General features: G+C 40.2%; 20 protein-coding genes and 1 tRNA gene. 9 read left to right on the top strand and 12 right to left on the bottom strand.

What is annotated here, in order from left to right:
* The first annotated feature begins 38 nt into the window (after positions 1 to 38).
* Positions 39 to 530, top strand: a complete 492-nt coding sequence (locus AC5JP1_RS05355; RefSeq protein WP_493843435.1) for a hypothetical protein — start codon at positions 39 to 41, stop codon at positions 528 to 530.
* 147 nt (positions 531 to 677) lie between these two features.
* Here AC5JP1_RS05355 and AC5JP1_RS05350 read toward each other — a convergent pair whose 3' ends face one another.
* The 12 genes from AC5JP1_RS05350 to AC5JP1_RS05295 form a co-directional block, all read right to left on the bottom strand.
* A complete protein-coding gene (locus AC5JP1_RS05350; RefSeq protein ID WP_493843434.1) occupies positions 678 to 1,592 on the bottom strand; it encodes an HNH endonuclease in 915 nt (304 codons plus the stop codon).
* A gap of 136 nt (positions 1,593 to 1,728) precedes the next feature.
* Positions 1,729 to 3,564: a DUF7380 domain-containing protein gene (locus tag AC5JP1_RS05345; protein ID WP_493843433.1), complete on the bottom strand. Its 1,836-nt coding sequence runs from the start codon at positions 3,562 to 3,564 to the stop codon at positions 1,729 to 1,731.
* Between the two features lie 47 nt (positions 3,565 to 3,611).
* Positions 3,612 to 6,662 carry a type I restriction endonuclease subunit R gene (locus tag AC5JP1_RS05340; RefSeq protein ID WP_493843432.1) on the bottom strand — a complete coding sequence of 1,017 codons (3,051 nt, stop codon included), beginning with the start codon at positions 6,660 to 6,662 and terminating at the stop codon, positions 3,612 to 3,614.
* Positions 6,663 to 7,778: a restriction endonuclease subunit S domain-containing protein gene (locus AC5JP1_RS05335; protein WP_493843431.1), complete on the bottom strand. Its 1,116-nt coding sequence runs from the start codon at positions 7,776 to 7,778 to the stop codon at positions 6,663 to 6,665.
* A complete protein-coding gene (locus tag AC5JP1_RS05330; RefSeq protein ID WP_493843430.1) occupies positions 7,775 to 9,244 on the bottom strand; it encodes a type I restriction-modification system subunit M in 1,470 nt (489 codons plus the stop codon). Before AC5JP1_RS05330 ends, AC5JP1_RS05335 begins: the two co-directional genes overlap by 4 nt.
* Positions 9,241 to 10,740 carry a type I restriction-modification system subunit M gene (locus AC5JP1_RS05325; RefSeq protein WP_493843429.1) on the bottom strand — a complete coding sequence of 500 codons (1,500 nt, stop codon included), beginning with the start codon at positions 10,738 to 10,740 and terminating at the stop codon, positions 9,241 to 9,243. Before AC5JP1_RS05325 ends, AC5JP1_RS05330 begins: the two co-directional genes overlap by 4 nt.
* Positions 10,741 to 10,847: 107 nt before the next feature.
* Positions 10,848 to 12,329 (bottom strand): type I restriction-modification system subunit M, encoded by a 1,482-nt coding sequence (locus AC5JP1_RS05320; protein ID WP_493843428.1) that lies wholly within the window; start codon positions 12,327 to 12,329, stop codon positions 10,848 to 10,850.
* Positions 12,330 to 12,360: 31 nt separating this feature from the next.
* A complete protein-coding gene (locus AC5JP1_RS05315; RefSeq protein ID WP_493843427.1) occupies positions 12,361 to 12,966 on the bottom strand; it encodes a restriction endonuclease subunit S in 606 nt (201 codons plus the stop codon).
* Positions 12,967 to 13,014: 48 nt separating this feature from the next.
* Positions 13,015 to 13,515, bottom strand: coding sequence for a hypothetical protein (locus AC5JP1_RS05310; RefSeq protein ID WP_493843426.1), 501 nt, complete (start codon positions 13,513 to 13,515; stop codon positions 13,015 to 13,017).
* A 227-nt stretch (positions 13,516 to 13,742) separates the two neighbouring features.
* Positions 13,743 to 15,104, bottom strand: coding sequence for a tyrosine-type recombinase/integrase (locus tag AC5JP1_RS05305; protein ID WP_493843425.1), 1,362 nt, complete (start codon positions 15,102 to 15,104; stop codon positions 13,743 to 13,745).
* A 163-nt stretch (positions 15,105 to 15,267) separates the two neighbouring features.
* Positions 15,268 to 15,354: transfer RNA gene (locus tag AC5JP1_RS05300), tRNA-Leu, on the bottom strand.
* Positions 15,355 to 15,494: 140 nt separating this feature from the next.
* Entirely contained in the window at positions 15,495 to 16,268 is a 774-nt protein-coding gene (locus tag AC5JP1_RS05295) for a ferredoxin--NADP reductase (protein WP_319050186.1), read from the bottom strand.
* Between the two features lie 441 nt (positions 16,269 to 16,709).
* Between AC5JP1_RS05295 and tsaA the strand changes: the two genes are divergently transcribed.
* The 8 genes from tsaA to gspK all read left to right on the top strand — a co-directional run bounded on the left by tsaA (position 16,710) and on the right by gspK (position 24,827).
* The gene (gene tsaA, locus AC5JP1_RS05290) at positions 16,710 to 17,615 is read left to right on the top strand and encodes a tRNA (N6-threonylcarbamoyladenosine(37)-N6)-methyltransferase TrmO (RefSeq protein WP_493843424.1); all 906 of its coding nucleotides are present in this window, start codon (positions 16,710 to 16,712) and stop codon (positions 17,613 to 17,615) included.
* A gap of 53 nt (positions 17,616 to 17,668) precedes the next feature.
* On the top strand, positions 17,669 to 19,456 hold the full coding sequence (gene tfpB, locus AC5JP1_RS05285) for a type IV pilus assembly ATPase TfpB (RefSeq protein WP_493843423.1): 1,788 nt from the start codon (positions 17,669 to 17,671) through the stop codon (positions 19,454 to 19,456).
* A 238-nt stretch (positions 19,457 to 19,694) separates the two neighbouring features.
* Positions 19,695 to 20,483: a TatD family hydrolase gene (locus AC5JP1_RS05280; RefSeq protein WP_493843422.1), complete on the top strand. Its 789-nt coding sequence runs from the start codon at positions 19,695 to 19,697 to the stop codon at positions 20,481 to 20,483.
* 233 nt (positions 20,484 to 20,716) lie between these two features.
* A complete protein-coding gene (locus AC5JP1_RS05275) occupies positions 20,717 to 21,400 on the top strand; it encodes a TetR/AcrR family transcriptional regulator (protein ID WP_319050189.1) in 684 nt (227 codons plus the stop codon).
* 159 nt (positions 21,401 to 21,559) lie between these two features.
* Complete coding sequence (locus AC5JP1_RS05270) at positions 21,560 to 22,390, top strand: prepilin-type N-terminal cleavage/methylation domain-containing protein (RefSeq protein WP_493843421.1); 831 nt, start codon at positions 21,560 to 21,562, stop codon at positions 22,388 to 22,390.
* Entirely contained in the window at positions 22,390 to 22,884 is a 495-nt protein-coding gene (gspI, locus tag AC5JP1_RS05265) for a type II secretion system minor pseudopilin GspI (protein WP_493843420.1), read from the top strand. The genes AC5JP1_RS05270 and gspI overlap by 1 nt, the downstream gene beginning before the upstream one ends.
* A complete protein-coding gene (gene gspJ, locus AC5JP1_RS05260) occupies positions 22,881 to 23,714 on the top strand; it encodes a type II secretion system minor pseudopilin GspJ (protein ID WP_493843419.1) in 834 nt (277 codons plus the stop codon). The genes gspI and gspJ overlap by 4 nt, the downstream gene beginning before the upstream one ends.
* 48 nt (positions 23,715 to 23,762) lie before the next feature.
* Complete coding sequence (gene gspK, locus AC5JP1_RS05255; RefSeq protein WP_493843418.1) at positions 23,763 to 24,827, top strand: type II secretion system minor pseudopilin GspK; 1,065 nt, start codon at positions 23,763 to 23,765, stop codon at positions 24,825 to 24,827.
* Positions 24,828 to 24,835: the final 8 nt, after the last annotated feature.

Here is a 24,835-nt window from a genome sequence, read left to right as displayed (position 1 = left end):
GACCTACTCCTAACGGTAAGCTTATAAGGACTCTACGAATGAAAAGATTTATCTACATATTACCTTTAATAATTATCGGTATGATGCCTGCCTTCGCGGACAATAATGCTTTGAAGATAAAAACTGTAAAAAATATGTACAATACCGCAGCCAAAGCAAGCCGTACTGGTCAGGATATTGATACGTTAGATAGCCTCTTTAAGTATTCAGATAAAGGTCTACAAAACGCTGTAGCGTTATCTAGGATCAGCCGCATGAGTGATGACGGTATGGAGCTGACTGAGTGCCATAGTGCTTACGAAACACTCATTATTAATCCAAGTAATGGCTTCTCTATCGATGAAGCTCAAAATGTAGATTATAAAGTGTTAAGTAATGGGCGAGTTAGAGCTAGTGTTAAGTACACTAGCGAATATACTGGCCTAAAAGACTTTTCGCTAAAATGCAGTAGTGATAGTTGTAAGATTACAGATGTGCTGAATTCCGAAGGTGACTCAGGCAAAAAAACCGCTGAGAAGTTATGTCGTTAAGCAGTTACACAGAACTTGGGATGGTCTCCTGTGTTCTTATATATACAGACTAAAAAGTAGGGACTACGCTGCCAAATAATGTTAACTTGAATAAGGTAGAAGGTTTTACAAGATTCTATAAAATGCCAGATGCTATGCCGATGATGGCTAATTTAGTTTGAAAATACCAGTTTTTTTGTTTGCTACAAATTTTTGAAATATATGTTCAATATGATACTCCATATATTTTTGTGATTGAACAGAAAAATTGTTTAGCTTTTTGGGTATTTGATTAGAGTCAAAAAATCCTTCAATGTCAGATCTGAAAAATAATATAGTTCCCTCTTTCGTAAATGTGATCAGCCCTCTATCGAAAAGCACATCGATATGACTTGCAAGGAGTAAACCGTTATGAGGGTCTAGTCGCTCATGATTATTAGATTCTCCCCAAGGTTTTATATGGCTCGCTCGTAGAAGCTCTGGTATTTGAATGCCGGTAAGTTGACAGTGGCCATCATGCATATCCAATAAGCGTTTTCTAAATTCTGACTGGCCGATTCTTTGCCTCACTGTACCTAATCTTTCTGTAACCTTATTTCCAATCGGAAAATTATTAGTCTTAACAGATTCGAGCTCAAAAATGATGTTGGAAGCTTCTATTAAGTAGTCTGCAAAGCTAGAAGGTATATGAGCTAAGTAGCAACCTTGATTGCCATTACCATTGTTAGGATTAATAGGTGAGTACTTATCAGGCAGCATGTGTTCAAACTCATTTAAGCGTTCTTTAAGACGAAATGGATCTTTTATTTTCTCGAAATCGATGTCAATTTTCCATCCAGATTGATTCCAGGTTTCTGAAAAGCCAATAGGCTTTGGAGCAGTGTAGGCTTCCGAGGTAGCACATCCTATAGCTTTTACTTCGGTCTCGGCAAATGAGAAAACAATATCACCAGGCTTCACTTTTTTCATATTATTGTAAGACCAGTTAGGCTTTCCATCACTTTTAGTTTTTGGTGACCATAGATAGCCATCACCTAGTTCTTCTTTATGAGTCTGACTATGATTTACGAAAAAATATTGCATGAGCGCTCTCTATTTTTATATTGTTAACATTTAGTCTAAGATGGGTATGATTACTTTTTTATATGGTTGTAGCTAAAAATAACTAGCGTTGGTGAGATATTATATTTTTGAATTATGATAACAATTAGTGTTTCAACTACTCTTTACTCTCTGTAGTCTCAAATTCATAAAGTGACCTAACAATCAATCTCAAAATCATCCACCATGCATAAACCGATGCATGAGATCCAGAACTTTGGTCATTCAGCAATCCATGAGCAACTCCGTTACGTAAGTTAGCACCAATTGATTCGGTAAAGACAGCTTTCAGCTCGAATAGTAGGTCCTCACCTAATATATCTTCAGACCGCTCATGTCTCAGTAATGTTGATAAACCATTTTCATTGTCAATGCCGTCTATGCCAATAGTAGATGTATTAACACCATTATCTTTAAAGCGTGTTCTAATTAAGTGTTCAACTTGAGGAGCAAGTAAGTGGATACTATTTCTAAAGTCATGTTCAAAACCGCTCCATAAAGCACTGGCCATTAAGTATTCTCTGCCTTCAGGAACTATAGGTGAGCTGTAGCATATTTGCATTAGATGTTCTTTGGTTACTCTAAACTCTGACAGTATTTGATTTAGTGCTGGAACTATATTTGCTTCCACGATTAACTGTAAACCTATCTGGTTGAAGCTTTGAATAGTTTTATTATATATAACTAGCTCATTTTCTAGTTCGCTACCAAGACCTACTGCTGGAATTTTAGCAACCACTCGGCCACCTTCGGAGTAGTGAACACTGCCAAACATGCTTGCTAAAGGATGTTCTTGTAGGTTGTACATAGTTGCAGAACGTAAGTCTTTATATATGGGAGAAGGAAAGCCAGTAAAATACAAAATGGAATGATTCAGATCTTGCTTACCTTTAACGTGATTTATAGATGCCTTTCTTACTTCAGAAATATCAATACCAGGTAGTTCGAAAAATCTCATCTCACTTAGTACTTGATGACCAGTGTCAGTAATTTTTTCTTTTATTTGAGATATTTTCTCTGCAATACCGAGTTCTTCTCTATGAGAGTTGGGTATTTGTCTATATGCATGTAAAGCACTTTCATAATTAGAATTAGCAGATATACTACTTTGAGAGATTCCTTCAAGTAAAGAATTACCCTCTAATTCAAAACACTCAGCGATAAGAACTAAGCAATTCAGCCACCCGTTACTTTGATTCCCTTTTTTAAAAATTTGCTCAGCCAAAGATAAGTATTGTCTAGCTTGGTAGTAGTCACATGAAGAGTAGAAGAGTATGGCATGTCCTAGTAATTCCTCTGCGATTTGTAGCAACTGACTATCAAGCAAATGATGACGTTGAATCATCTCAGCAAGCCAAAGGTTCATAAAAGCACTGTCTGGATAATTTTTTTTAAAAGCATTTTCCAGTAATTCCTCTATTGCTTGAATGGAATGGGTATTATTAGTTTGCCTAGCTAACTTAATGCATCTCTCCCAACAATAGCCTACATCATGATGCCAAGTGATAGGATCAATCTGAAGAAGCATATAGCTTTGAATAGCAGTTTGTGCATAAGCAATTTTCTTTGGGTTAACGCATAACCAAAGTAAATCAGCAAAACGAGCTCTAACCATGGGATCTGCTATTTCAGTATAAACATCTGCTACAAAGTTTAGCTGCTCATCAGTTAGGTCGTCTGGGATTGTTGAGCGCCAACTTTCTGTTAAGTCACTATAAGATGCCCCAGCCACAAAAGGATTGTTGAGACTACCCGGATTAAGCTTCATTGAACAGACTGTTGAGGCAAGTTGTAACGCGTTAGCTAAAGGCTCGTTACCTTGTTCTCGTTCTAGATTTGCTTGCTTGTAGTACGTTGCAGATATAGAAGAATATCCATACTCAAACGGAGCATTGATGATTTGGTTGCTTTTAGCAATAAATTCAGTAGCCGAACATAAAACAAAATCTGACATTAATACTTTCCTTAATTTTATATAGATTTCTAAAGTCGATTCAGTGATTAATAATGCTCTTCTATATAACCATAAGCTTTATCAAACAAATCTTTATCTCTACCTAGACCAAACTGTGCAAGCGTTAATAACAGTGCCTTCTGAATCTCTCTAGGACCACTGTTAGAGTTCTGCCAGCCTTCAAACCGGGTTGCTCTCACAATTTTATCAATTTGCTCAACGACATCACCAATCATCTTTGGTGTGCTATCAGGTCTAGTGGCCAAGAAAAGCTTGGTTAACGCCTGTTTATTATCTTGTTCTGTGACTACTTGCTCACCTGTCTCTCGTTCCGTATGTACTGTATTCTTTGCCTCTTCAAGCAAGCCTTTAAGCCACTCGATAGCCTTGATGACACCAGCCTCATATTGCTCACGTAGTTTTTCTAAGCGTTCGCCTAGAGCTACAAAGTTAGGATCGCCATGGCCGCGCAGACGACCCATTAGATCTATCTCTAATTGAAGAGCGCGCTTCTCCTGTTCTTTTTCAGTCAAAGTAAAGAGGGCGTGTTCATCCATAACAAGTTCATCAATATCGTCACGAATATTATTGATGTCAGTATGCTCATGAATCATCTTGATAGTTTCTGGACCAAGAGCTGCCCAAACTAAAGACCCTGTCTGACCGACTGGTCTTACACTCTCATATATCTGCGCTAACCATTTGTAATCTTGACGATAAGGAGTTAGAAAAGAATCAGGATTGATTGCTGACCAAAGCTTTGCCAGTACACCGAAAGCCGCAGCAAAATCATCACGCTTTTTATTGGTAGGAATGCATTCTTGAGCCGCTAAAATTCCATCGAAACCTTCTACGGTTCGATCTATATTTGGAAAGAAGTTCAGGCATCTATCTAGCTGAGTAGGTAGCAATTCTTTAAAAGCTTCGATGCCTTCAACGACACCCTCAATCTCTTCAGAATCAAATGCTAGAGCAGTACGTAAGTTTTCAAAAACACCCAGATAGTCGATGATTAAACCCATGTCTTTACGTACGTCTTCAGTCTCATACAGACGGTTGGTCCGACACATAGCCTGTAATAGGGTATGATCACGTAGAGGCTTATCTAAGTACATGCAGTAACAAATAGGTGCATCAAACCCAGTCAGTAATTTTGCAGTGACGATAATAAGCTGTAATGGATGATTGGGATCTTTATAATTTTCAATGAGTTCTTTCTGCTTTTGATCATTGCTATCAGTAGTCTGCCAATGCTCAAAATCTGCTTCTTTAATAGGTAGATCTAAATCCTCTTTCCATTTACGCCAGTCACTATTTAGCTTGCCGTTACTGTCCTCAATCGAAGCTTGATTAACGTTCATTACGATATCTATGGCATCAAATCCAAGCTTTTCACCAAGTAAGTAATACATCTGTACACAGGCATCACGATCATAGACGACGACCATACCCTTCATTTTTTTAGGCTTGACATGAGTGGTGAAGTGTTCAGCGATATCAGCACTAACGGCCCGCATTCGGTTTGGCGCCTTAAGCATGATGGATAACTTGCCAGCACGTTGGGATAGTGCTGCTTTTTCTTCAGGATCTAAATCATTGTCTTTGGCAATCTTTTCAAACTCTTCATTGATAGCGTTTCTATCTACGCGCAGTTCAACTAAGCGGGGCTCGAATTTAACCGGGTTGGTGGCACCATCGCGTATAGACTGTTTATAGCTATAGCGGTTCATGTAGCGACCAGTGTCTTCTTCAGCACCGAATAGTTTAAATGTGTTGCGATCAATACCAGAGATCGGAGTACCTGTTAAGCCATAAAAATGTGCATTGGGTAGAGCCCAACGCATCTTATCGCCTAAGCCGCCTTCTTGAGTACGGTGTGCTTCATCAACTAATACGATAATATTGTCGCGACTGTTTAGACCATTAGTATTATTGTCATCTATGACAATTTCTTGAAACTTAAAAATAGTGGTGATCAAAATTCCGCGACTATCTTGTTCGATATATTTGCTCAAGTTTTTACAGCTTTCAACTTGGATCAAGTTTTTAACATCGGCTCCACCAAAAGTCTCACTAATCTGACTATCAAGATCGCGTCTGTCTACCACAACCAAAACGGTTGGATTCTTTAAATCGCGGTCAATACGTAATAGCTTAGCCGCATAAAGCATTAATAGTGATTTACCTGAGCCTTGAAAGTGCCAAATCAGCCCTTTTTTGGGATAGCCATTTCTGACACGATCAACTATCTGTTGAGCTGCTTCAAATTGTGGATATCGAGGTAAGATTTTAATACGTTTAGAAGGAATACCTTGTCCAGTCGTAACTGTAGAGAAAAGCGAGAACGCTTCCAGTAACTGTAATAATATTTTAGGATTCAGTAAGTTTTCGACGCTATCTAGCACGGTAGCTAGACTAGGGATAATCTCTTCATCCTGCGTGGTTTTATGCCATGGCCCCCAGTCTTTCACACGTGCGTTAACAGCACCATAAGCAAAGGTTTTACCTTCACTAGCAAAGCAGAGTAGGTTAGGTACGAAGAAAGGCGCTACGTTTTTCCAGTAATGTTTCTTGCCACCCATAAAATCAGCAGCGCCGTCTTGCCAGCTTATGCTAGGTCGCGTAGCAGTTTTGACTTCACCCACCACTAAGGGAATACCATTTACATAAAGGACGATATCAAAATATGCTTTAGTCGTCGCAATGTAGTTCACTTGCTGCGACACGACAAAGTGATTATTACTAATATTGTCGAAGTCTATTAGATTGATAGTGATATGGTCACCGTCTTCACCAAACGGCAAGGACTTCTCCGCCATTAACCATGCATAAAAATCTTCGTTAGCTTTAACTAAGCCTGTGTGTCTAGCATCTAAAAATATACCACGTAGTTTATAAATTACTTCATCAGCATAGTCAGGCTGCTTGGCAATATCTGGGTTTAACGAACATAGTGCGTCCTTAAGCCATTCATCTATCAAAATATCCGACGCTTTTTTTGGTAAGTTATTACCATGGCAATAAATCCATTTATCTCTGCTTAAAGTTTTTAAGCAGTCGACTATTCCATTTTCCGTGACACTTAGTTCATTAAACATCTAAGCTCCAAATATTATTTTTTCTCGTATTTTACGCATACATAAAATTTTATCATGCAACAATGATTTTTGTGTTTCCAGCTCTTCTAGTATTTTAACTTGCTCAATCTGTTTTTCTTCAGTGAAAAGTGGAATTTCTGTATTAAGAAAATCTTTGGGAGAAATACGTTTTGCCTTTCTACCACCTCTAGCACTATGAGAAAATAGCTCATAGAATTCAGGACGACTAACATAATGGAAAAGCCATTGAGCACTTAATCCCTCGCTTATATCAAAAGCAGGTAAATCTAGAGTAGATTCATAGCCATCTAATTCGTTAGGGACTACTGCAAATGCTCCATTAAGGAAATCTAGTTTTGAATAAATAAACTGTCCAGCTGAGCGAATAAAGTAGTTAGTATTCTCACTACCAACTATATCATTTTTAGCAAAAATACCTTTACCATATAGTTTAACTGTTATCTTTTTTGCAAGTTTTCCATTTGAACCTTCAACACGACTCTCCTTAGCAAAACATTTCAAGCGTGTTACTGATCCCTTGGGACGTAAAGGCATTTCAGCAGTTTTGTATGCTCTCATTAGTATATCTAGTTGCTTTAAAGCTATCTTAGACTTTTCCTCGATATACATTGATTTTTCTAAACTATGCAGTATCTTTAATTGGTTTTCTCTGTTTGGAATTGCGAAGTTAAAATCTTTTAATAATGCGAACTTTGTCCTAGGAGAAAGAGAACCTGAAGATGTTTTTACAGCATGGTTCCAGAAATTTGCTGTATGTATTAAATGTGGAAAAATTTCTGGTAATATTTGTGATTCCTTTGTAGTTAAAACAATAATGTCACTGGAACAAATCCCTTCAAAATTAACAACTGAAGCTTTCCTTAAGTAAGGGCGTCGTTTACAAAGTAGTATATCGCCATCTCTAAATATTTTTGTGAAACTAGGAGAGTCTTCAGCTATTGAACCCCAGCGGCTAATTATTATTTCATCAGAATCTATATGCTCTAACCCAATATATCTTGAAAGACCTTCTTTAAGAGGATCCTGAGTTGACTCTTTTCTCTCACTACATAGACTTCCAAAAGAAAAAATCGAAAATTCGTTTGCTGTTTTCATTTATTTCCCAACATTATTGATAATTTTTTATAACTTGAATTAATGTCTTCTATATTTGATTGCCAATCACTAAAGGCGCCAACCGTATCAAATCTATAGTTAGAGTGTTTTACTTCTAAATACAGTGGAATAGATAGATTGAATTCATTTTTTTCTATATTTTCAATAGTAACAACTTTAGATTTATCTGTTTGAATATGAAAATTCTTGAATAAATTTAAAATATTATCGATATCTGAATCATCTAGTTTACTAAAAGCTCTTTCCTTAGTTACAAAATCGAAGGCATTAATAAACTGAATTTTATTTGTCTTTGATTTTGGCTTATTTTTATTTAGTATTACGATACAAGATTCCATTATAGAGTTGTAAAATAAATTTGGCCCAAGACCGATAATTGCTTCAATAATATCTGACTCAATGATCTGCTTGCGAATGCTTTGCTCTGAGTCTCGAAACAGTATGCCATGGGGCCAAAGCATTGCAGCACGTCCAGTATCAGGTTTTAAGCTTTTAATAATATGCGTGTAAAAAGCATAGTCAGCACAACCTTGTGGGGGGATGCCATAAAGGTTGCGCCCATAAGGATCAGCAGCAAATAACTTTCGATTCCATTTCTTGATAGAGTAGGGTGGGTTTGCCAAAATAACGTCAAATTGTTTAAGCTGATCTTGTTCAATGAATTTTGGATCGCTTAACGTATCGCCACGTAGTACTTTGAATTCCTCGATATCATGTAAGAACATATTCATACGGGCGATAGCAGAAGTTAATAGGTTAACTTCTTGTCCGTAGAGCTTTACGCTACGCCATTCTTGTCCGTCAGTACGTAAATCCATAACGGCATTAAGCAACATACCACCAGTCCCGCAAGTTGGGTCATATGCACTTTCACCAGGTTTGAGATCCATAATACGCGTCATTAGATGTACTACTGTACGATTAGTATAAAATTCAGCAGCGGTATGGCCTGAATCATCAGCGAATTTCTTAATTAGATACTCGTAGGCTTCGCCTAGATCATCCTGATCCACTGACTTGATACCTAATGGAATAGTGCTAAAATGTTCAATCAAATCGCTAAGCAAATTATCTGGTAGCCGCTCTTTATTGGTCCATTGCGCATCACCAAATACCCCGTGTAAACGTTCATTGTTTTTTTCAATAATACGAAGTGCGTTTTGTATGGCTTCACCAATATTTTTATTAGTGTTACGTACATTATCCCATTGGGCTTCTTCCGGAATCATAAATCGATGAAACATGGTCATCGTCTCAAATCCAAGTTCATTTTGCTGTAGCTCTAACGCTTCTTGATACTCTTCTAAATACACATCGGAAAGACGTTTATAGAACAAAAGTGGAAAAATATATTGTTTATAGTCAGAAGCATCAATCTGTCCACGTAAAAGTTCAGCAGCGCCCCAAAGTAAATCTTCTAGCTTTTTTTTGCTTAATGTACTCATAGCTCAAAACCCTCTTTCATAAGCAATTCTTCTAACTCTTGTTCAGCTTGATTTAGTTCAGTTAACCTTTGTTGAAAATCTTTTAACGCTTCTTCCACTGTTATAGTGTCTTCGTCTAATATCCTTTGTACATAGCGAGCAATATTAAGGTTAAATTTATTGCTCTTTAATTTTTCTAACGACACCCAACGAGCTACACCTTCTATTTCATTAGCAGACAAACCTTTTTTAATCATAGTTTTATAGATCTCGAAGATTCTATCAGACTGTTCTGAAGTAAGTATATTTTGGTTACGACCTTTATTGTAAATGTCCTCAGCATTGATAAACAGTACATGATTTAGATGACTGTCTGGACGTTTTTTTCTAATAACTAAAATACACGCAGGAATATTTGTCCCATAGAAAAGGTTATCTGCAAAGCCTATAATTGCTTCAATTAAATTATCTTTAAGTAATTTAGCGCGAATATTACTCTCTACTCCATCTCTAAAAAGAATACCATGTGGCAAAACCACGGCCATACGTCCTGTATTATTTAATGAGATAAGCATATGCTGTACCCAGGCAAAATCACCGTTAGTCTTAGGTGCTAGTCCATATTGCATACGGCCATAAGGATCAGCTGACCATAATTCGTGACCCCATTCCTTAAGGCTAAATGGTGGGTTGGCTATCACGCAATCAAAGGTCTCTAGCTTATCGTCAACGATAAACTTAGGATCACGTAGCGTATCACCACGTACGATGCTGAAATCTTCCTGACCATGTAGGAACAGGTTCATACGAGCAATAGCTTCAGTAGTTAGATTCTTTTCTTGGCCTTTAATTTTCAGTAAACGCGGATCTCCACCGTTTTCTTTAACATGGTGAATAGTTTCTAGTAGCATGCCACCTGTACCACAGGCTGGATCGTAAACACTTTCTCCCGCTTTAGGGTCAAGAATATTTACTAGTAAACGCACTATCGTTCGAGGTGTGTAGAATTCCCCAGCTTTTTTATTAGCTTTATCGGCAAAGCGCTTAATCAAGTATTCGTAAGCTCGGCCCATATCGTCATCACGGACATTAGATACACCTAGGTTTACCTTGTTAAAGTGATTTAACAGAGTAGTCAGGAGCTCATCAGGTAAGCGCTCTTTATTGGTCCAACTAGCATCGCCAAAAATGCCATGTAATAAAGGATTAGCTAACTCGATACCTCGGAAAGCGTCCTTTAGAGCTTGTCCTACATTTTTAGTTTCAGCAAATACATCCTGCCAGTGACAACCCTCAGGTATTTGAATGCGGTGAAACATATCAGACTTTGCTAGTTCTTCATCATTGACCTGCTCCATTGCCTCCTGGAACTCTTCATCGTATACATCGCAAATGCGTTTGAAGAATAGGATCGGGAAAATGTATGTTTTGTAGTCGGATGCATCGATAGGCCCAGTGATAATGTGTGCTGCGTGCCAAAGATGAGTTTCAAGATCTTTGAGTTTAATTAGGGACATGTAGTAGATGGCCTTTATTGAGAATGAATATTATTTTTTAATGGTTTGATATGGTGTGCGACAGTTGATCGTCATTAAGTATCCTAATAACGATCTAGTACATATCGTTAGATATTAAAGCCTAAGTTTTCAAAGTGGCTATCTATTTCAGCACCTAACTGATCGAGCTTGGATTTTAACATCAAATGTTCAGTACGCACGGTAAGTAAATCAATTCTTTCTTCCTGTTCAGTGGTATCTACATAACGTGGAATATTTAGATTAAAATTATTATCTTTGACTTCATCAAAAGTTGCTAAGTAAGCGTATTTATCATCTGATTGTCGATTTTTATATGTCTGTACGATTTTATCGATACTCTCTTTGAGCAATACGTTTTGGTTTCGGCTAGATTGATAATCATTACTGGCGTCAATAAACAGTATTTTTTCATCAGTTTTGTTCTTTTTGAATATTAAAATAGCTATAGCAATACTTGTGTTAAAGAGCAGATTATTAGGTAAACCAATAACTGCATCAAGTAGGTTTTCCTCTATCAAGTGTCGACGAATTTCACCCTCACTAGCGCCTCGAAATAGAACGCCATGTGGTACTATTACTGCCATACGACCTGTATTTGGTTCTAAAGCTTCAACCATATGACTAATAAATGCATAATCACTTGAAGCTTTAGGTGGCATACCTCGGTGAAAACGATTGTAAGGATCATGATATAACTCTTCATATCCCCAATTTTTTAGCGAAAATGGAGGGTTAGACACAACTACATCGAAGCGCAGTAGGTTTTCGTTATTATCTGTCAGCATTGGATTACGTAATGTGTCACCCCATTTTAGAATGTGGTTATCCTCTCCATGTAGAAACATATTCATTTTAGCCAATGATAATATTGAGCTATTAATTTCTTGTCCGTAGAGAGTATAAGTTTTGGAAGATGATTTTTTATGTACCAGTGCCCCACATTCTATTAATAGAGAGCCTGAACCACATGAAGGATCATATATGTTATTGCCTTCTACAGGTTCTAATAGAGCAGCTAGTAAAGTTGATATTTCACTCGGCGTATAATACTCTCCATTCATCTTACTATCAGTGGTAGAGAAAAAATTTAACAAGTACTCAAAAGCATTGCCAGCTAGGTTTGTCTCACTATTTTCCGAAATGCTTAGATCTAAAGCATTGCTACCAAAAATTTCCAATAAATTACACAACAGCTTATCTCTCTTTTTCTCTGATCCTAGCTGATCAGTATCAAAAGATATGTTTTGAAAGATACTTCCGAATTTAAAATAACTATCTTCCTCGATAGCACTTAGAGCTTGATCAATACGCTTACCATTACCAGGAGTGTTACGAAGTTTGTATAAACTCCAAAAGCTCATGTTTTTAGGGTTATTTGAATATTTACCTAGCAATAATTTATCATTTTCATCTTTATATGTATCAGACAAGGACTTTAAGAATAGCATTGGCAAAATATAGTCTTTATACCTATCTGGTCGAACAGTTCCACGAAGTAGATCACAAGTATGTAATAAAATATTATTAACTGCACTTTGCTTAAGCTGATCGTTTTGATGAGTTGACATTTTGATTCGCCTTTTAAGAAATGATATTTACTTAAATATTTTGTAATGTGGTTTCTTGATCTAAGAACTTGAAAGCAAGTGCTTTGAGTTGTTGCTTCCTGTTATCTATCATCTGTTGCAAAACTCTTTCTTCTTTTAAAGAAGCTTGATATAAAGATGCTATTTCTTGCTGTTCTTCTAATGATAATAAAGTGATTGGTGTGCTTTCTAGAACTTCTTTTCGAATACTTAAATACATAGACCCTTCAGCCGTCTTCTCAAAATGCCGTTGTGCTGGTGCTTGATTCAATTGCCAGCCTATAAAAGCTGGTATGACTTTATTCTTAAATTCATCTTTTATCTTTAGTAGATAGAACTGGGGTGCACATACTGTTTCTTCAGGTAGATCTTCAACCAGGACAGCGAAGAAATTAGCTCCTTTTGCCGCGAATAAAACATCACCTGCCTGTAACCAATCAGGTTTTTTTCTGCCTGAAAGAGTAGTCTTTATAATCTCGTCGGAAATAATGTAGCCACTAGGATGAGCATCGCGCAGTTGAACTACGTGCGTATCACCATCTTCATTTGATTCAATTTTACCTCTAAAAGGAAATCCTCGGTGAAGCTCCACAAAGTCGCTCAATTTTTTTATTTTCATTATGTTAGTCCAGTTAGTTAGGTTCTCTTGCAAGCTGAAAAGTGGTGGTTAATAACCCACTTCACCACAGAATATCTTGTCAGCTTTTTCACTTTCAAATTCGATGCTTATATCTACATTGGTACCTGGCCTTTTGACTAACTGTATGCTTTGATATATATCATGGTCTTTATAGTCATTAAATGCCTGCAATCGAGCGTTATCTTTGTTGTCTGCTTTCAAGTTAACTTCATGTGTTAAGCTCATCTTGAAGTAGACAACGTTTTTGTTTTCTAGCTCTTCTGGGTAGGCGTCTATTACAATAGCCTTCTTGTTGCTTGTACGATTAAAAAAATGCTTATACTGCTCATTGTTTGTTAAGAGGTAATTTAATACTTCATTAGGCACGTCATTACCTTTCTGCAATAAAGCGATATCGTAAATATCTTCAGGAAATTTGATATCGTCTAAGATACTGATATTTACATTTACTTCATATCTAGTGATAGAGCGCCAATGGTCCTGATCAAGCTTATTACGTTTGAGCATTTTTTTGATAGTTTTAATCATTAGACAGTATCCAGTAGTTAAGAGTGTGTATAGCAAACTTGCTATACACACTAAAAAAATATAGCTAAAAATTTAGTGCATGAGAATGATGCAATAAAAGATATGAAGCAACTATAATCTTTAATTTGAGTCATGTCAATGATGCAAAAAAGAAAAAAGGCCTAAAAAGGCCTTTTTCTAACATAGTATATTTTTCACTTTAATTTAGTATTGTAGTAAGTATCGATTTAAGCTTTATTTTTGAGAAGCTCTAAAACCTTATCTTCTCCTAACTGATCAATCAAAGCCTGCAACTGAGTAGCGTGGTCAGCTTTGGTTTGCGCATCCGCTCTAAACTCTGCTGTATCTCTACCTTCTCGTAAAGCATCTAAATAGTCAGCCCACTTCTGCATCATATCGCTACGATCATCAATGTACTCAAATCGACCGTAAGCGCTTCCATTAGGATCTTTAGTGGTATGACCCAATGCCATCTCTACAAGCACAAGAGGGTATTTTAGCTGCTCTTGTAAGAGTGTCTTTGCTGTCGCTCTAAAGCCATGAGCACAATGTATGTTTTGATAGCCTAAATCCTTGAGGCGTTTGTTTGCTGTATTTTCAGAGATGATCTGGTGCTTTTTTGCCGTCTGACTAAAGAAGACATATTCAGTATGTCCATTTATCTTATGCTGCTCACGCAATATAGATAAGGCTTGATCAGGTAGGGGAACCACCATATCTTTAACCATGTTAACTTTGCCTTGGCCTTTTAATGGCTTTAATTGCCATCTACCAGCCTCTAGATCAATATCGACCCACCTCATACGGCGTAGATCACCGTTACGTACGAATAGTAATGCCAATAGCCTAAGGGAGTTAATTGTGTTTGGATCGCCTTCTATTGTTTCAACAGCTCGCAACAGTTTAGCCAAATCTTTAGGCTTAGTAATGGCAGGACGATGACCATAGCTAGACTTAGCTAATTGACTTTTAATAAGTGCCGCAGGATTGCTGCTACAGAATCCACGAGCTCCCGCATAGATGAATACATCGCTAGCGATGCTTGCACAGCGTTCAGCCTTATCTGTGGGCTTGCCAGCTTTATTTAATGAGTTAGCTTGGATGTCTAGTAATACTTCGAGCATTCTAGGTGAACCAATGTCACTAATAGGTTCATTACCAATATAGGAGCATATAAGCTTTAAACGACCTTTCTTACGAATTAACGTATTACCTTTTTGAGTCTGCTCTAGTCCTTCAAAATACTCCCAAGCAAAATGATTAAAGGAGTTTTTAGTTTTACTAATAAGACTTTTCTTTAATTCTTCACGATGGCTTTTGGGGTCAATGCTACGGCTTAGTAGCTCTTCATAGTCACGCCAAATTTCACAGGCACGTGAAAACGATACGTTTGGATATACACCAAGCGATATACGTTTGTTTTTTGAATGAGTAGGGGACAGATAGCGGTAAACCCAAGACTTAGTGCCATTAGGTCTGACCATGAGATAAAGCATAGGATGATTTTTTACAGAGACTAGGTATTCCTTGTCATCGGCTTTATGACTACTTATGCTTCGATCAGAGCTGATTGGCTTGCGTGCTTCCATGACTAACACCCCAATGTACATTTAAAAAACCAGTGTACATAGTAGTGTACATCAGATGCATGGATTAGGATAGATTCATGGGACGGTATGGAACGCCAGATACAACAAAGCCCCTGATATCAGGGGCTTTGACGGCTCTATAAGTAGCTATAGAACTATATATTGGTACCAGTGGTCGGACTCGAACCGACACGCTTTTAAAGGCAACGGATTTTGAATCCGTCATGTCTACCAATTCCATCACACTGGCATGTTAGGAGATAATGTTTATTACAACTATTATCGAATTTGGCTACAGTGTTGACTGTATAGGCTGCGTATTATAGCAGCCTATTTGCAGGCGTCAAGAATTATTTTAGATAATTTTCTATTCCCTGAATTACTCTCAATCTAACCGACAAAGGCACGCTCAACGGCATAGTCAGCCTGTACACCCATACGTGGTGAAACAGTAAGACCAAAGCCATCTAGAATCTCTGAAACCTCAGCATTGAACGGCATGCTACCACATAACATGACACGGTCATCGTCTTTATTCATCGGTGGCAAGCCAATATCTTCAAACAGTTTACCTGACTTCATTAAGTCTGTGACACGTCCCTGATTCTTAAACTCTTCACGAGTAACAGTCGGGTAGTAGATGAATTTTTCGCGGTACCATTCACCAAATATCTCATCATTAGGCAGCTCGTTTTCGAACATATCACGATAAGCCAAGTCATGAGCATGACGGACGCCATGTACTAAGATGATTTTATCAAAGCGTTCATAAACTTCAGGATCACGTGCTAACGCTAAGAATGGTGCAAGCCCAGTACCTGTCGATAGCATATATAGATGCTTGCCAGGCAATAGGTCATCTAGTACCAATGTGCCGGTGGGTTTTTTGCTGACCAATAACTCATCGCCCACTTTGATATGCTGTAAGCGTGACGTCAATGGACCGTCTTGAACTTTGATAGAAAAGAACTCTAGTTGGTCTTCGTAGTTAGGACTGGCAATCGAGTAAGCACGTAGCAATGGTTTACCATCGACAACAAGTCCAATCATCGCAAATTCGCCATTACGAAAGCGTAAGCCATCGTCACGAGTGGTTTTGATGCTAAATAGAGAGTCATTCCAGTGATGAACCTCTGTGACCGTTTCGGTGCGAAGTTTTGACATAAAGTCCTCGTTAATTAATAAGTTGCTGTCGGTGTCGTCACGTTTAAATACGTATTAAATCAAAATTTTCAATGATAGATTAAAAAATATAAAAACCTACCAGTATTCTAATAGTTATCGAAAATACTGATTATTAAAACGTAAGTAACGAAGGTTTAATAATAAATCTGGCCTATCAGTCTCTATAAAAGAGAAGGTAGCCTATATTGTATTTCGTATACCCATTCACAATTAATGCCAATAGCCTTTACAAATAAGTATCAGAGAGTACAAATGAAAAAGACTCTCATCAAAATGATTGCTCATAATACCAAACTTTAAAATAAAAATCCGTCTAGCCGTTACCTTCTAGCATGATAAAATGGAATATCGTTAGTGAGTAATTTTGTATCATTTGATAGAACTGTCTAAAAAGACAGTCAGCTATTATGGAGCAGGCTTATGTCTGATGGCAATATGCCTTTAGTTGGTTATCATCAATCGCCTATCATTGGCTACCACCGCGCACCGCTTTCACAAAAGTTTGGGGCACCGCGCCAGCCAAATTTGGTCGCGCTGACCAGCGCTATTGAAATGGTCGCGCCTTATGATACGCCAGCCGCGTTTGAGGGTTTAGATGCTTTTAGTCATATATGGATCAGTTGGCAGTTTCATCATAATTATCGATACAAAAATTTTGGATATAATGACAACCATCAAGCGGATAGTAACTTTCGAGCACAAGTGCGCCCTCCAAGATTGGGTGGTAACCAAAAGATAGGGGTGTTTGCCAGTCGTAGTATGTATCGACCATCAACATTGGGGTTATCTGTCGTTAAATTTGAGCGTGTAGAGGTGATACAAGGTCGTATACTACTTATCATTAAAGGTGCTGATATGATAGACGGTACCCCAATTATTGATATAAAGCCGTATGTGTCCTATAGCGATGCACTCATACAGGCACAAAGCGGATTTGCACCCGCTGCGCCAACGCTGCTAGACGTGATTATGACCGAGCATGCTTACGAGCAATTTATGCTGCTAGTGAGCACTAAAGAGCCAGCTGGTATCAACGATAGTGACGAGGGCAGTACTCATATAAGTAACCACATAAGTAGCCATATAAAAAGTGCATCCAGAAATGCTACAGTAGCTGCAACACTTCGTCAGATACAAAGCCAGCTGGTAGTCTCTGATATCGATGCTATCAAAGCGCTAATCGCTCAAGACCCGCGTCCAGCTTATCGTCGTCAAGAGGTGGATGCATCATTTGTGATGCGTTATAAGTCTGTTGATGTGGGCTTTAGGCTAATAGCGTCAGGGCAGCTACAAATAACATCAGTGGTGGCAATAGCGCTCGTATGAGTTGATGCCTTGTCTGATAAGAGACCATTTAACCATAATAGAAGAAGAAAAATATGTCTGCTCAAAATTATTCGATAGTGATTGATTTGCGTTGGTGCCTAGATGAATTATTGGCAGATAAAGTCATTGATCAGCGCAGCTACAATCTAGTGATTACCAGTCGCCGTGATAAAACGCAGCATCCACTGCTGACGATTAGTGAGTTTGGGTTGCCGAATGGTCATGCAGCAGACACTAGCGCTGAAAGTAAACTGACGCTGGCATGGTTAAATCAGTGGCTAGCATCAAAAGCGGGCGTGCCACTGGTCCGTATCGACCCGCTCAAGATTGATGTGCCTGCCGTCACGCAGCTGATGTCATTTGAGTACGCGCGCTCACAGCATATTTTGCCGATAGAGGTTACTCTAGATGAGGTAGTCATCGGTACCGACCAGCCTTTTTATACCGATTGGCACTCCAGTATTGAAAAGCTGATTAAATTAAAGAACTATCGCACGGTTTATATTAGTCCTGACCAAATCAATCGCTACCGTCAGGAGTTCTATCAAGTCACGCAAGCGATCGCTGGGGCAAACAGTGTTCACAAACGCGCCGCGGCTGATGTCACTAACGTCGAAGCGTTATTGCAGTTGGGTGACAATACCAATCCTGATGCCAATGATCAGCATATTGTCAGAGTCGTTGATTGGCTGTTGCAATATGCCTTTGAGCAGCGCGCCAGTGACATCCATTTAGAGCCACGCCGTGAAACGGGAAAAGTGCGGTTCCGTATCGATGGCGTGCTGCATACTGTGTATGAGATGCCGCTTGCGATCATCGTGGCAGTGACAGCACGTATCAAAATTTTGGGGCGTCTCAACGTCGCAGAAAAACGCAAACCCCAAGATGGTCGCTTAAAAACCCGTACACCAAAAGGATTGGAGACTGAGTTACGTCTCTCAACCATGCCCACTGCTTTTGGTGAAAAGCTGGTCATGCGGGTATTTGATCCTGAAGTACTCGTACGCTCATTTGCTCAGCTCGGTCTCTCAGGCAAGCAGCTTGAGACTTGGCATCAGCTGACTGCGAACCCTAATGGTATTATTCTAGTCACGGGCCCGACAGGCTCAGGTAAGACCACGACTCTTTATAGCACGCTCAAGCAACTGGCCACTGAGCAAGTCAATGTCTGTACGATTGAAGATCCGATTGAGATGATAGAGCCTGCATTTAACCAAATGCAGGTCAATCCAGGAGTTGATCTGTACTTTGCTGATGGTATTCGCTCGTTGATGCGTCAGGATCCTGACATTATTATGGTGGGAGAGATTCGGGATGCCGAAACGGCAAATATGGCCGTGCAGGCTTCACTAACAGGGCATTTGGTACTCTCGACGCTTCACACCAACGATGCACCAAGCTCACTCACTCGTCTGCATGATCTCGGTATCCAGCCGTTTTTGACGTCAGCGACGATACTAGGGGTTATGGCACAGCGATTGCTACGTACGCTATGCTCGCATTGCAAGCAAGCAGTAGACGTGACACCAGATAGCGAAATCGCCATTCAATGGCAAGAGTTGGTCCAACCATGGCGTGCAGCAGTACCTGCGCAGATTTATATGGCGCAGGGCTGTGAGCACTGCCGCCATACAGGCTATCAGGGCCGAGTTGGCCTCTACGAGATTATGCCATTATCTAATGAATTGAAAAAATTGGTCGCCGCTGATGCAAACTTGGATGTGCTCAAACAGCAAGCGTACCGTGAAGGTGTGCAGCCACTGCGTCTCTCAGGTGCTAAACGCATTAGCGAAGGGGTGACAACGATAGAAGAAGTCATGCGGGTGGTGCCGCTGCATTAACGGTAGGCACCATACGTTAATTGAAAATACGCTCATTAAATACCCAGCCGCGCGTAAGTCTATTTTCCGTTGCACGTAGCTGCACTTACGCTGCTTGGCTTGAACTTACGCCGCTCGAAAATCATCCACTACTTGAAAACCATCATTGATAGAACAATTAAGATACTAACGAATTTTTAATTTGCATAGTTTTTATTGCATAGTTTTCACCGATACGCTTCCAATAACGAGATTATTTATGTTTACAGATACACATTGCCACCTAAACCGCTTAGATCTAACCAAGTATGATGGTCAACTGACAGGCGCAATTGATGCCATGAAAGCTGCCAATGTGACGCGTGCGATGGCAATTATGTGTGATTTTGCGGAATATGATGAGATTGCAAATATTGTTAGTACCTATGGCGATGAGACACTCAATTTAGGGATGAGTGTGGGTATTCATCCCTGTGAAGATATTGGTGTCTTGCAATCAGCGACAGTCGAGCGTCTAATAGAAACTGCAAAGGCTGATCACGTATGGGCAATAGGAGAAACGGGTCTTGACTACTATTGGTCAACAGAAAATAAAAAAGAGCAGCAAGCCAGCCTTGCGCGCCATGTTCATGCCAGTCAACAGTTAAAAAAACCGCTTGTGATCCATATGCGCGATGCAAAAGAGGATACGATAGATATCCTAAAAAGTGAGGGCGCTGAGCATGGCATCATTCATTGTTTTACTGAAGACTGGGAGACCGCAAAGCGTGCGTTGGATCTGGGTTTTTATATCTCATTCTCAGGTATCGTGAGTTTTAAGAGCGCGCAAGATATCAAGGATGCTGCTAAACAAATGCCAAGAGATAGAATATTAATCGAAACTGATAGTCCGTACTTGGCGCCAGTCCCCAAACGCGGTAGACCCAATGAGCCTGCGTATGTGCCCTACGTGGCGAGCTGCATCGCAGACATGTATGGTTGTAGTGCAGAAGAAGTAGGTGCATTGACGGCAAAAAACTTTGAAAATTTACTGGCACAGTACCACTAAAATGGTTATGCTATGACCAATCAGTCATTTATTCGATAGTCTTGTGGTTCAATCCCCCTAAGTATTTATCACAATAAATATAATCACATGACTACCGATAACTATGTCAGCAAACATAAGCATATTCCCCGTTGTAGAGCTTTAGCAGTTTTGGTATAGCATTAAACGCTTACTACCTATACTGCTGTGAATGATGGTTGTATGCTTAATCTTGTCATGTTTTAGGAGAGATTATGAGTCGTCAGCATCAGTTCAAGGCACGAGAAGAGAATATCTTAGCGATGGCAGAGCAATTGCTACTTGAGTCAGGCGATGGTGATATTACGTTGGACAGTTTGGCAGATCAGCTAGACTTGGCCAAAGGCACGCTATATAAGCATTTTTCTAGTAAAGATGAGCTCTACCTACGTATTATTATTCGTTATGAAGAGCAGCTGTTCGATATCAACCGTATCGATGACTGCCCATCAGCAGGTGTTGCCCGCATGATTTTTCAGCAGTTATTTAATCCACAAAAAGCCATGCTACTGAATCAAATCGAAGAGCGTCTTGCTGCATCAGTTACTGGTCTCAATCGCTTGTTTGGTGAGTTATATGATATTCGCCGCCAACGTATGAAGCGCTTGATTGATATTATTAGTGCTTACTTAAAAGACGAACACAGTAGTTTGAGCACACGTGACTATTTGTCGTCTATTTGGGCAATGGGTCAAGGCGGTGCAGGGCTGCTAAATTCAAGTTTTTATCAGCGTTATTTAGGTCGCCGTGATACCTTGCGTTACGCTTTTGTTCAACAAATGCTAGAGTTGCCTAGTCATTATCCCGCTGAGGATGATGAGGTGATGGATGAAGACATGCAAGAGCTAGTAGAGCAGATCGACACTGAGTCAGAAGAGCATCGCAATACCAATTATTAAACGGTCTATGATTTATTATTTTGGCTACCATTAATGACGTCATTTCTGTGTTGCCATACCCGATATGGCAACACATTAAAATGTCTCTTTTTAGCGTTTATAAAAGCAAAATCTATTACCCTACATATATAAATGAATTATAGGCTCTATAGGTGCGATATGCCGGTCACTGTCAAGACTCAGTCCAGCTCAGTGGCCACTCGCCCTTTAGCCTTAATCAGTCAAACCTCACGTTTAACCCACTTCGGTACGATAGCTACCAACCCTAACTACAGCGGTGCTCCTACAGCTGTTTGTGACTCATTATCTCCTTTATCGATATATAAGACCACGCAGACTGGCTTTACGCTGGTTGAAATCGTAGTAGTGGTGGTTATTTTGTCTATATTTGCTGGCATGATGAGTCTGTCTGTTGGGAGTAGCGAATCCCGAAAAAACCGCGCCTTTTATGAGCACCTTACCGACTCCTTGAGCTACGTTCGTCTACTATCAGCTGAGCGTATGCAGCCAATGGGTTTACGTCTACAAGCAGATAATCAAGGTCAAATAGAGCCCGTCATCGTTACCTTGTCAAATCCCTATATCGCTTATCAAACTGCTGATAGCGTATCAGGCAACCTATCAGGTAATTTCGACAGCCAGTCCAAAAATTCGATGGAGCTGTCTGCAGATCTGGGCGGTATGTCAGGCTTCATTGGAGAGCAGCAGCCAACACCGAGCTGGGATCTTGAGTCAGAAGTGAGCTTGCCTGAACTGCCTGCTGGTGTCAGTATCAGAGTCCAAAGTTTGGACGCTATCAATCTGGCAAATACAGGACAGACGCAGTCGCTACAACCTTGGTTTAGTGATCAAACCGTACCGCAGATATTATGGTTTGGTACGGGACAGGCGACACCAGTTACCATTGAAGTCATCCATGACTCGCGACTAGTAGGGGAGGTGATTACCATTATGCCTGATGGTAGTATGATGATAGGGCAGGGGCTATAGTGAGCAAACGATCTAACAGTCCCAAAACGATGAATAAGCCGAGAGCAATTAATGCTAAACGTGAGAGTGGCTTTACGTTAATCGAAGTTATGGTTGCTTTAGCTATCTTGGCAGTAGTAGCAGTAGCAGCCAGCCGTGCCAGCAGTGCGTATTTAAGATCGGTTGATATATTGCGTACCCGTACGCTTGCTCATTTTGTGGCGCAAAATGCCGCTGCTGACTTACGAATCCAAGAGACATGGCTGACCGCCAATCGTACTCAAACCGTGAATGCTCAAGGTCGTGACTGGCAAATAGTGATGACAGTTGGCGATGCCATCACACCTGCTCTAAAAGAAGTTAATATATCGGTGGCACCTATCATAGATGGACAAACGCGTACCTCGGTCACTGATATTAGTGTCATGCTAAGTAATGCTGAGCAAAATACGGCAAGCTTAGACTTTAATAACGTGGGTGGTGATAATACCCGGCAAGCAGGAGATGGCCTGTGAAGCGACAGCGTGGATTTACACTGCTCGAGCTGATGGTTGCTATGGCGATATTCGCGATGCTAGCAGTCGCAGGCTGGCAAGTATTTGATAGTGTCAACCGCGCTCGTGAACGCGCCCAAACCCATGCGGATAACTTGGCTGTACTACAGTATGCTTATTTACAGCTGCAACAAGATATGGCACAAGTAGTCCCTTATCAAGCGCTTAGCGATCCAAACGTCAGTGTTGCTGTGCCTACAAATAACCGTACAGATAGTACCAGTCCAGCAGGCGAGCAAACCAGCGAAACAGTACCTGAGCCTTTTATGAAGGTAGATAGTGAGCACATCAGCTTTGTACGTTTTGCTGATCCTGACCCACGCTATCAAAGCAGCACGAGTATCCAGCATATCGAGTATGTATTTGCAGATGGGCGCTTAATACGTCGGCAGTACACTAGTCTAGAAAATGGAAGCAATAGCGTTAGCTTAGACAGCGTGCTATTAGAGGATATTAGCGCAGGACGTTGGCAAGCCTATCTACCAGAGCTAAGCCCTAAATTTCCAAGTGATGATATCAATAGTAGTAGCACTACTATCAATACCGCCTTGGGACAGACAGCAAATACCGAGAGTAGTGAGCCCGATGCTATTCTGCTCCCAAAAGGTGTTTCTATTAATTTTACGTATCAAGATATGCCAATCACGTGGCAGTGGGCGCTTACTCCGCAGCCGATACCACAAAGTACGCCAAGCGTGACTAACAATCCTGAGGGTAATAATAACGATAGTGGTAGTGATAGTAATGGTAGCAGCAATACAGATAATGGCAGTATAGAAAATGGTAATTGAGAGGGTGGTATATAATAGGCATCACTTGCCGAGCAATAAAGGCTATATATGTCAATAACAGTGAACGCTCAGCGCGGTGTGGCGCTGCTCACGATCTTGCTATTGGTCGTGAGTATTACCGTGGTTGCAGGAGCGATGCTGGCCAGTCAAAAGGTCGCTATTAGGCGTAGCGGCTTATTGTTTGATCAAAATCAGCTATTGCAAGATATCGATGCTGGTCAACAGTTGGCAGTGACGATGATTCGCGCGGATAGTCAGCTTAACGATACCGATAGTGAGCGAGACATTTGGGCACAGCCAATTCCGCCTTACACATTGGCGAACCATAGTGTCAGCATTGAGTTACGCGATGAGGCGGGTCGTTTTAATATCAATAATTTGTATCAAGGCGGTGCGGTTAATACGGCTGCACTGGCAGTCTTTCAACGATTATTGACTGAACTAAACCTAGAGACAGATATTGCTATTGCGGTACTTGATTGGCAAGACGCGGACAGCGATGTCTATCAAGATGGTGGTGATGAAAGCACAGTATACGCCCAGCAGCCAAGCGGCACTGCAAATGGCGCTTTACCTAATCAACCTTTTGTCAGTATTGATCAGTTACAAGAAGTGCAAGGGGTAAGTGCTGAGGCATTAGCGACCATGCGACCTTATCTGACTGCGGTTCCTTATTACGTGCCTATCAACATCAATGCTGCCAGCCCAGTATTGTTAGCAGCACTGATTGATGGTGCAACCAGCCAGCAGATGCAAGGATTGGTCGACGCGCGCGCAAGACAAGCATTGACCTCTATCGATGAGATATGGCAGCTGACAAATCTGAGCGACGTAGATGATACACAGCGTCAAGCGATAGCCCCGTTGCTAGCAGTTGACAGTCAGGCTTTTATGGCGCTTATCACAGCAAGTGACAATGTTGTTACTGATAATGGACGGGGTAGACAGCGCTTTGCTACCGTTTTAATCAGTAAGACCGCAGTGAACGACAGCCAGCGGTCAAATAATAACCAAACCCCAAACGGTACTGATGGTAGTAATACCAATAGCGACACGCCCAAAGAAATCAAAGTGGTTGGACAGCGACTATGGGCTTTTCGTCCGAGTTTTTAGTGAATCAT

This window comes from Psychrobacter sp. H29 (assembly GCF_059073055.1).
The sequence above is the reverse complement of the archived record's forward strand: the minus strand, read 5'-3'. Positions and strand labels throughout refer to the sequence as shown.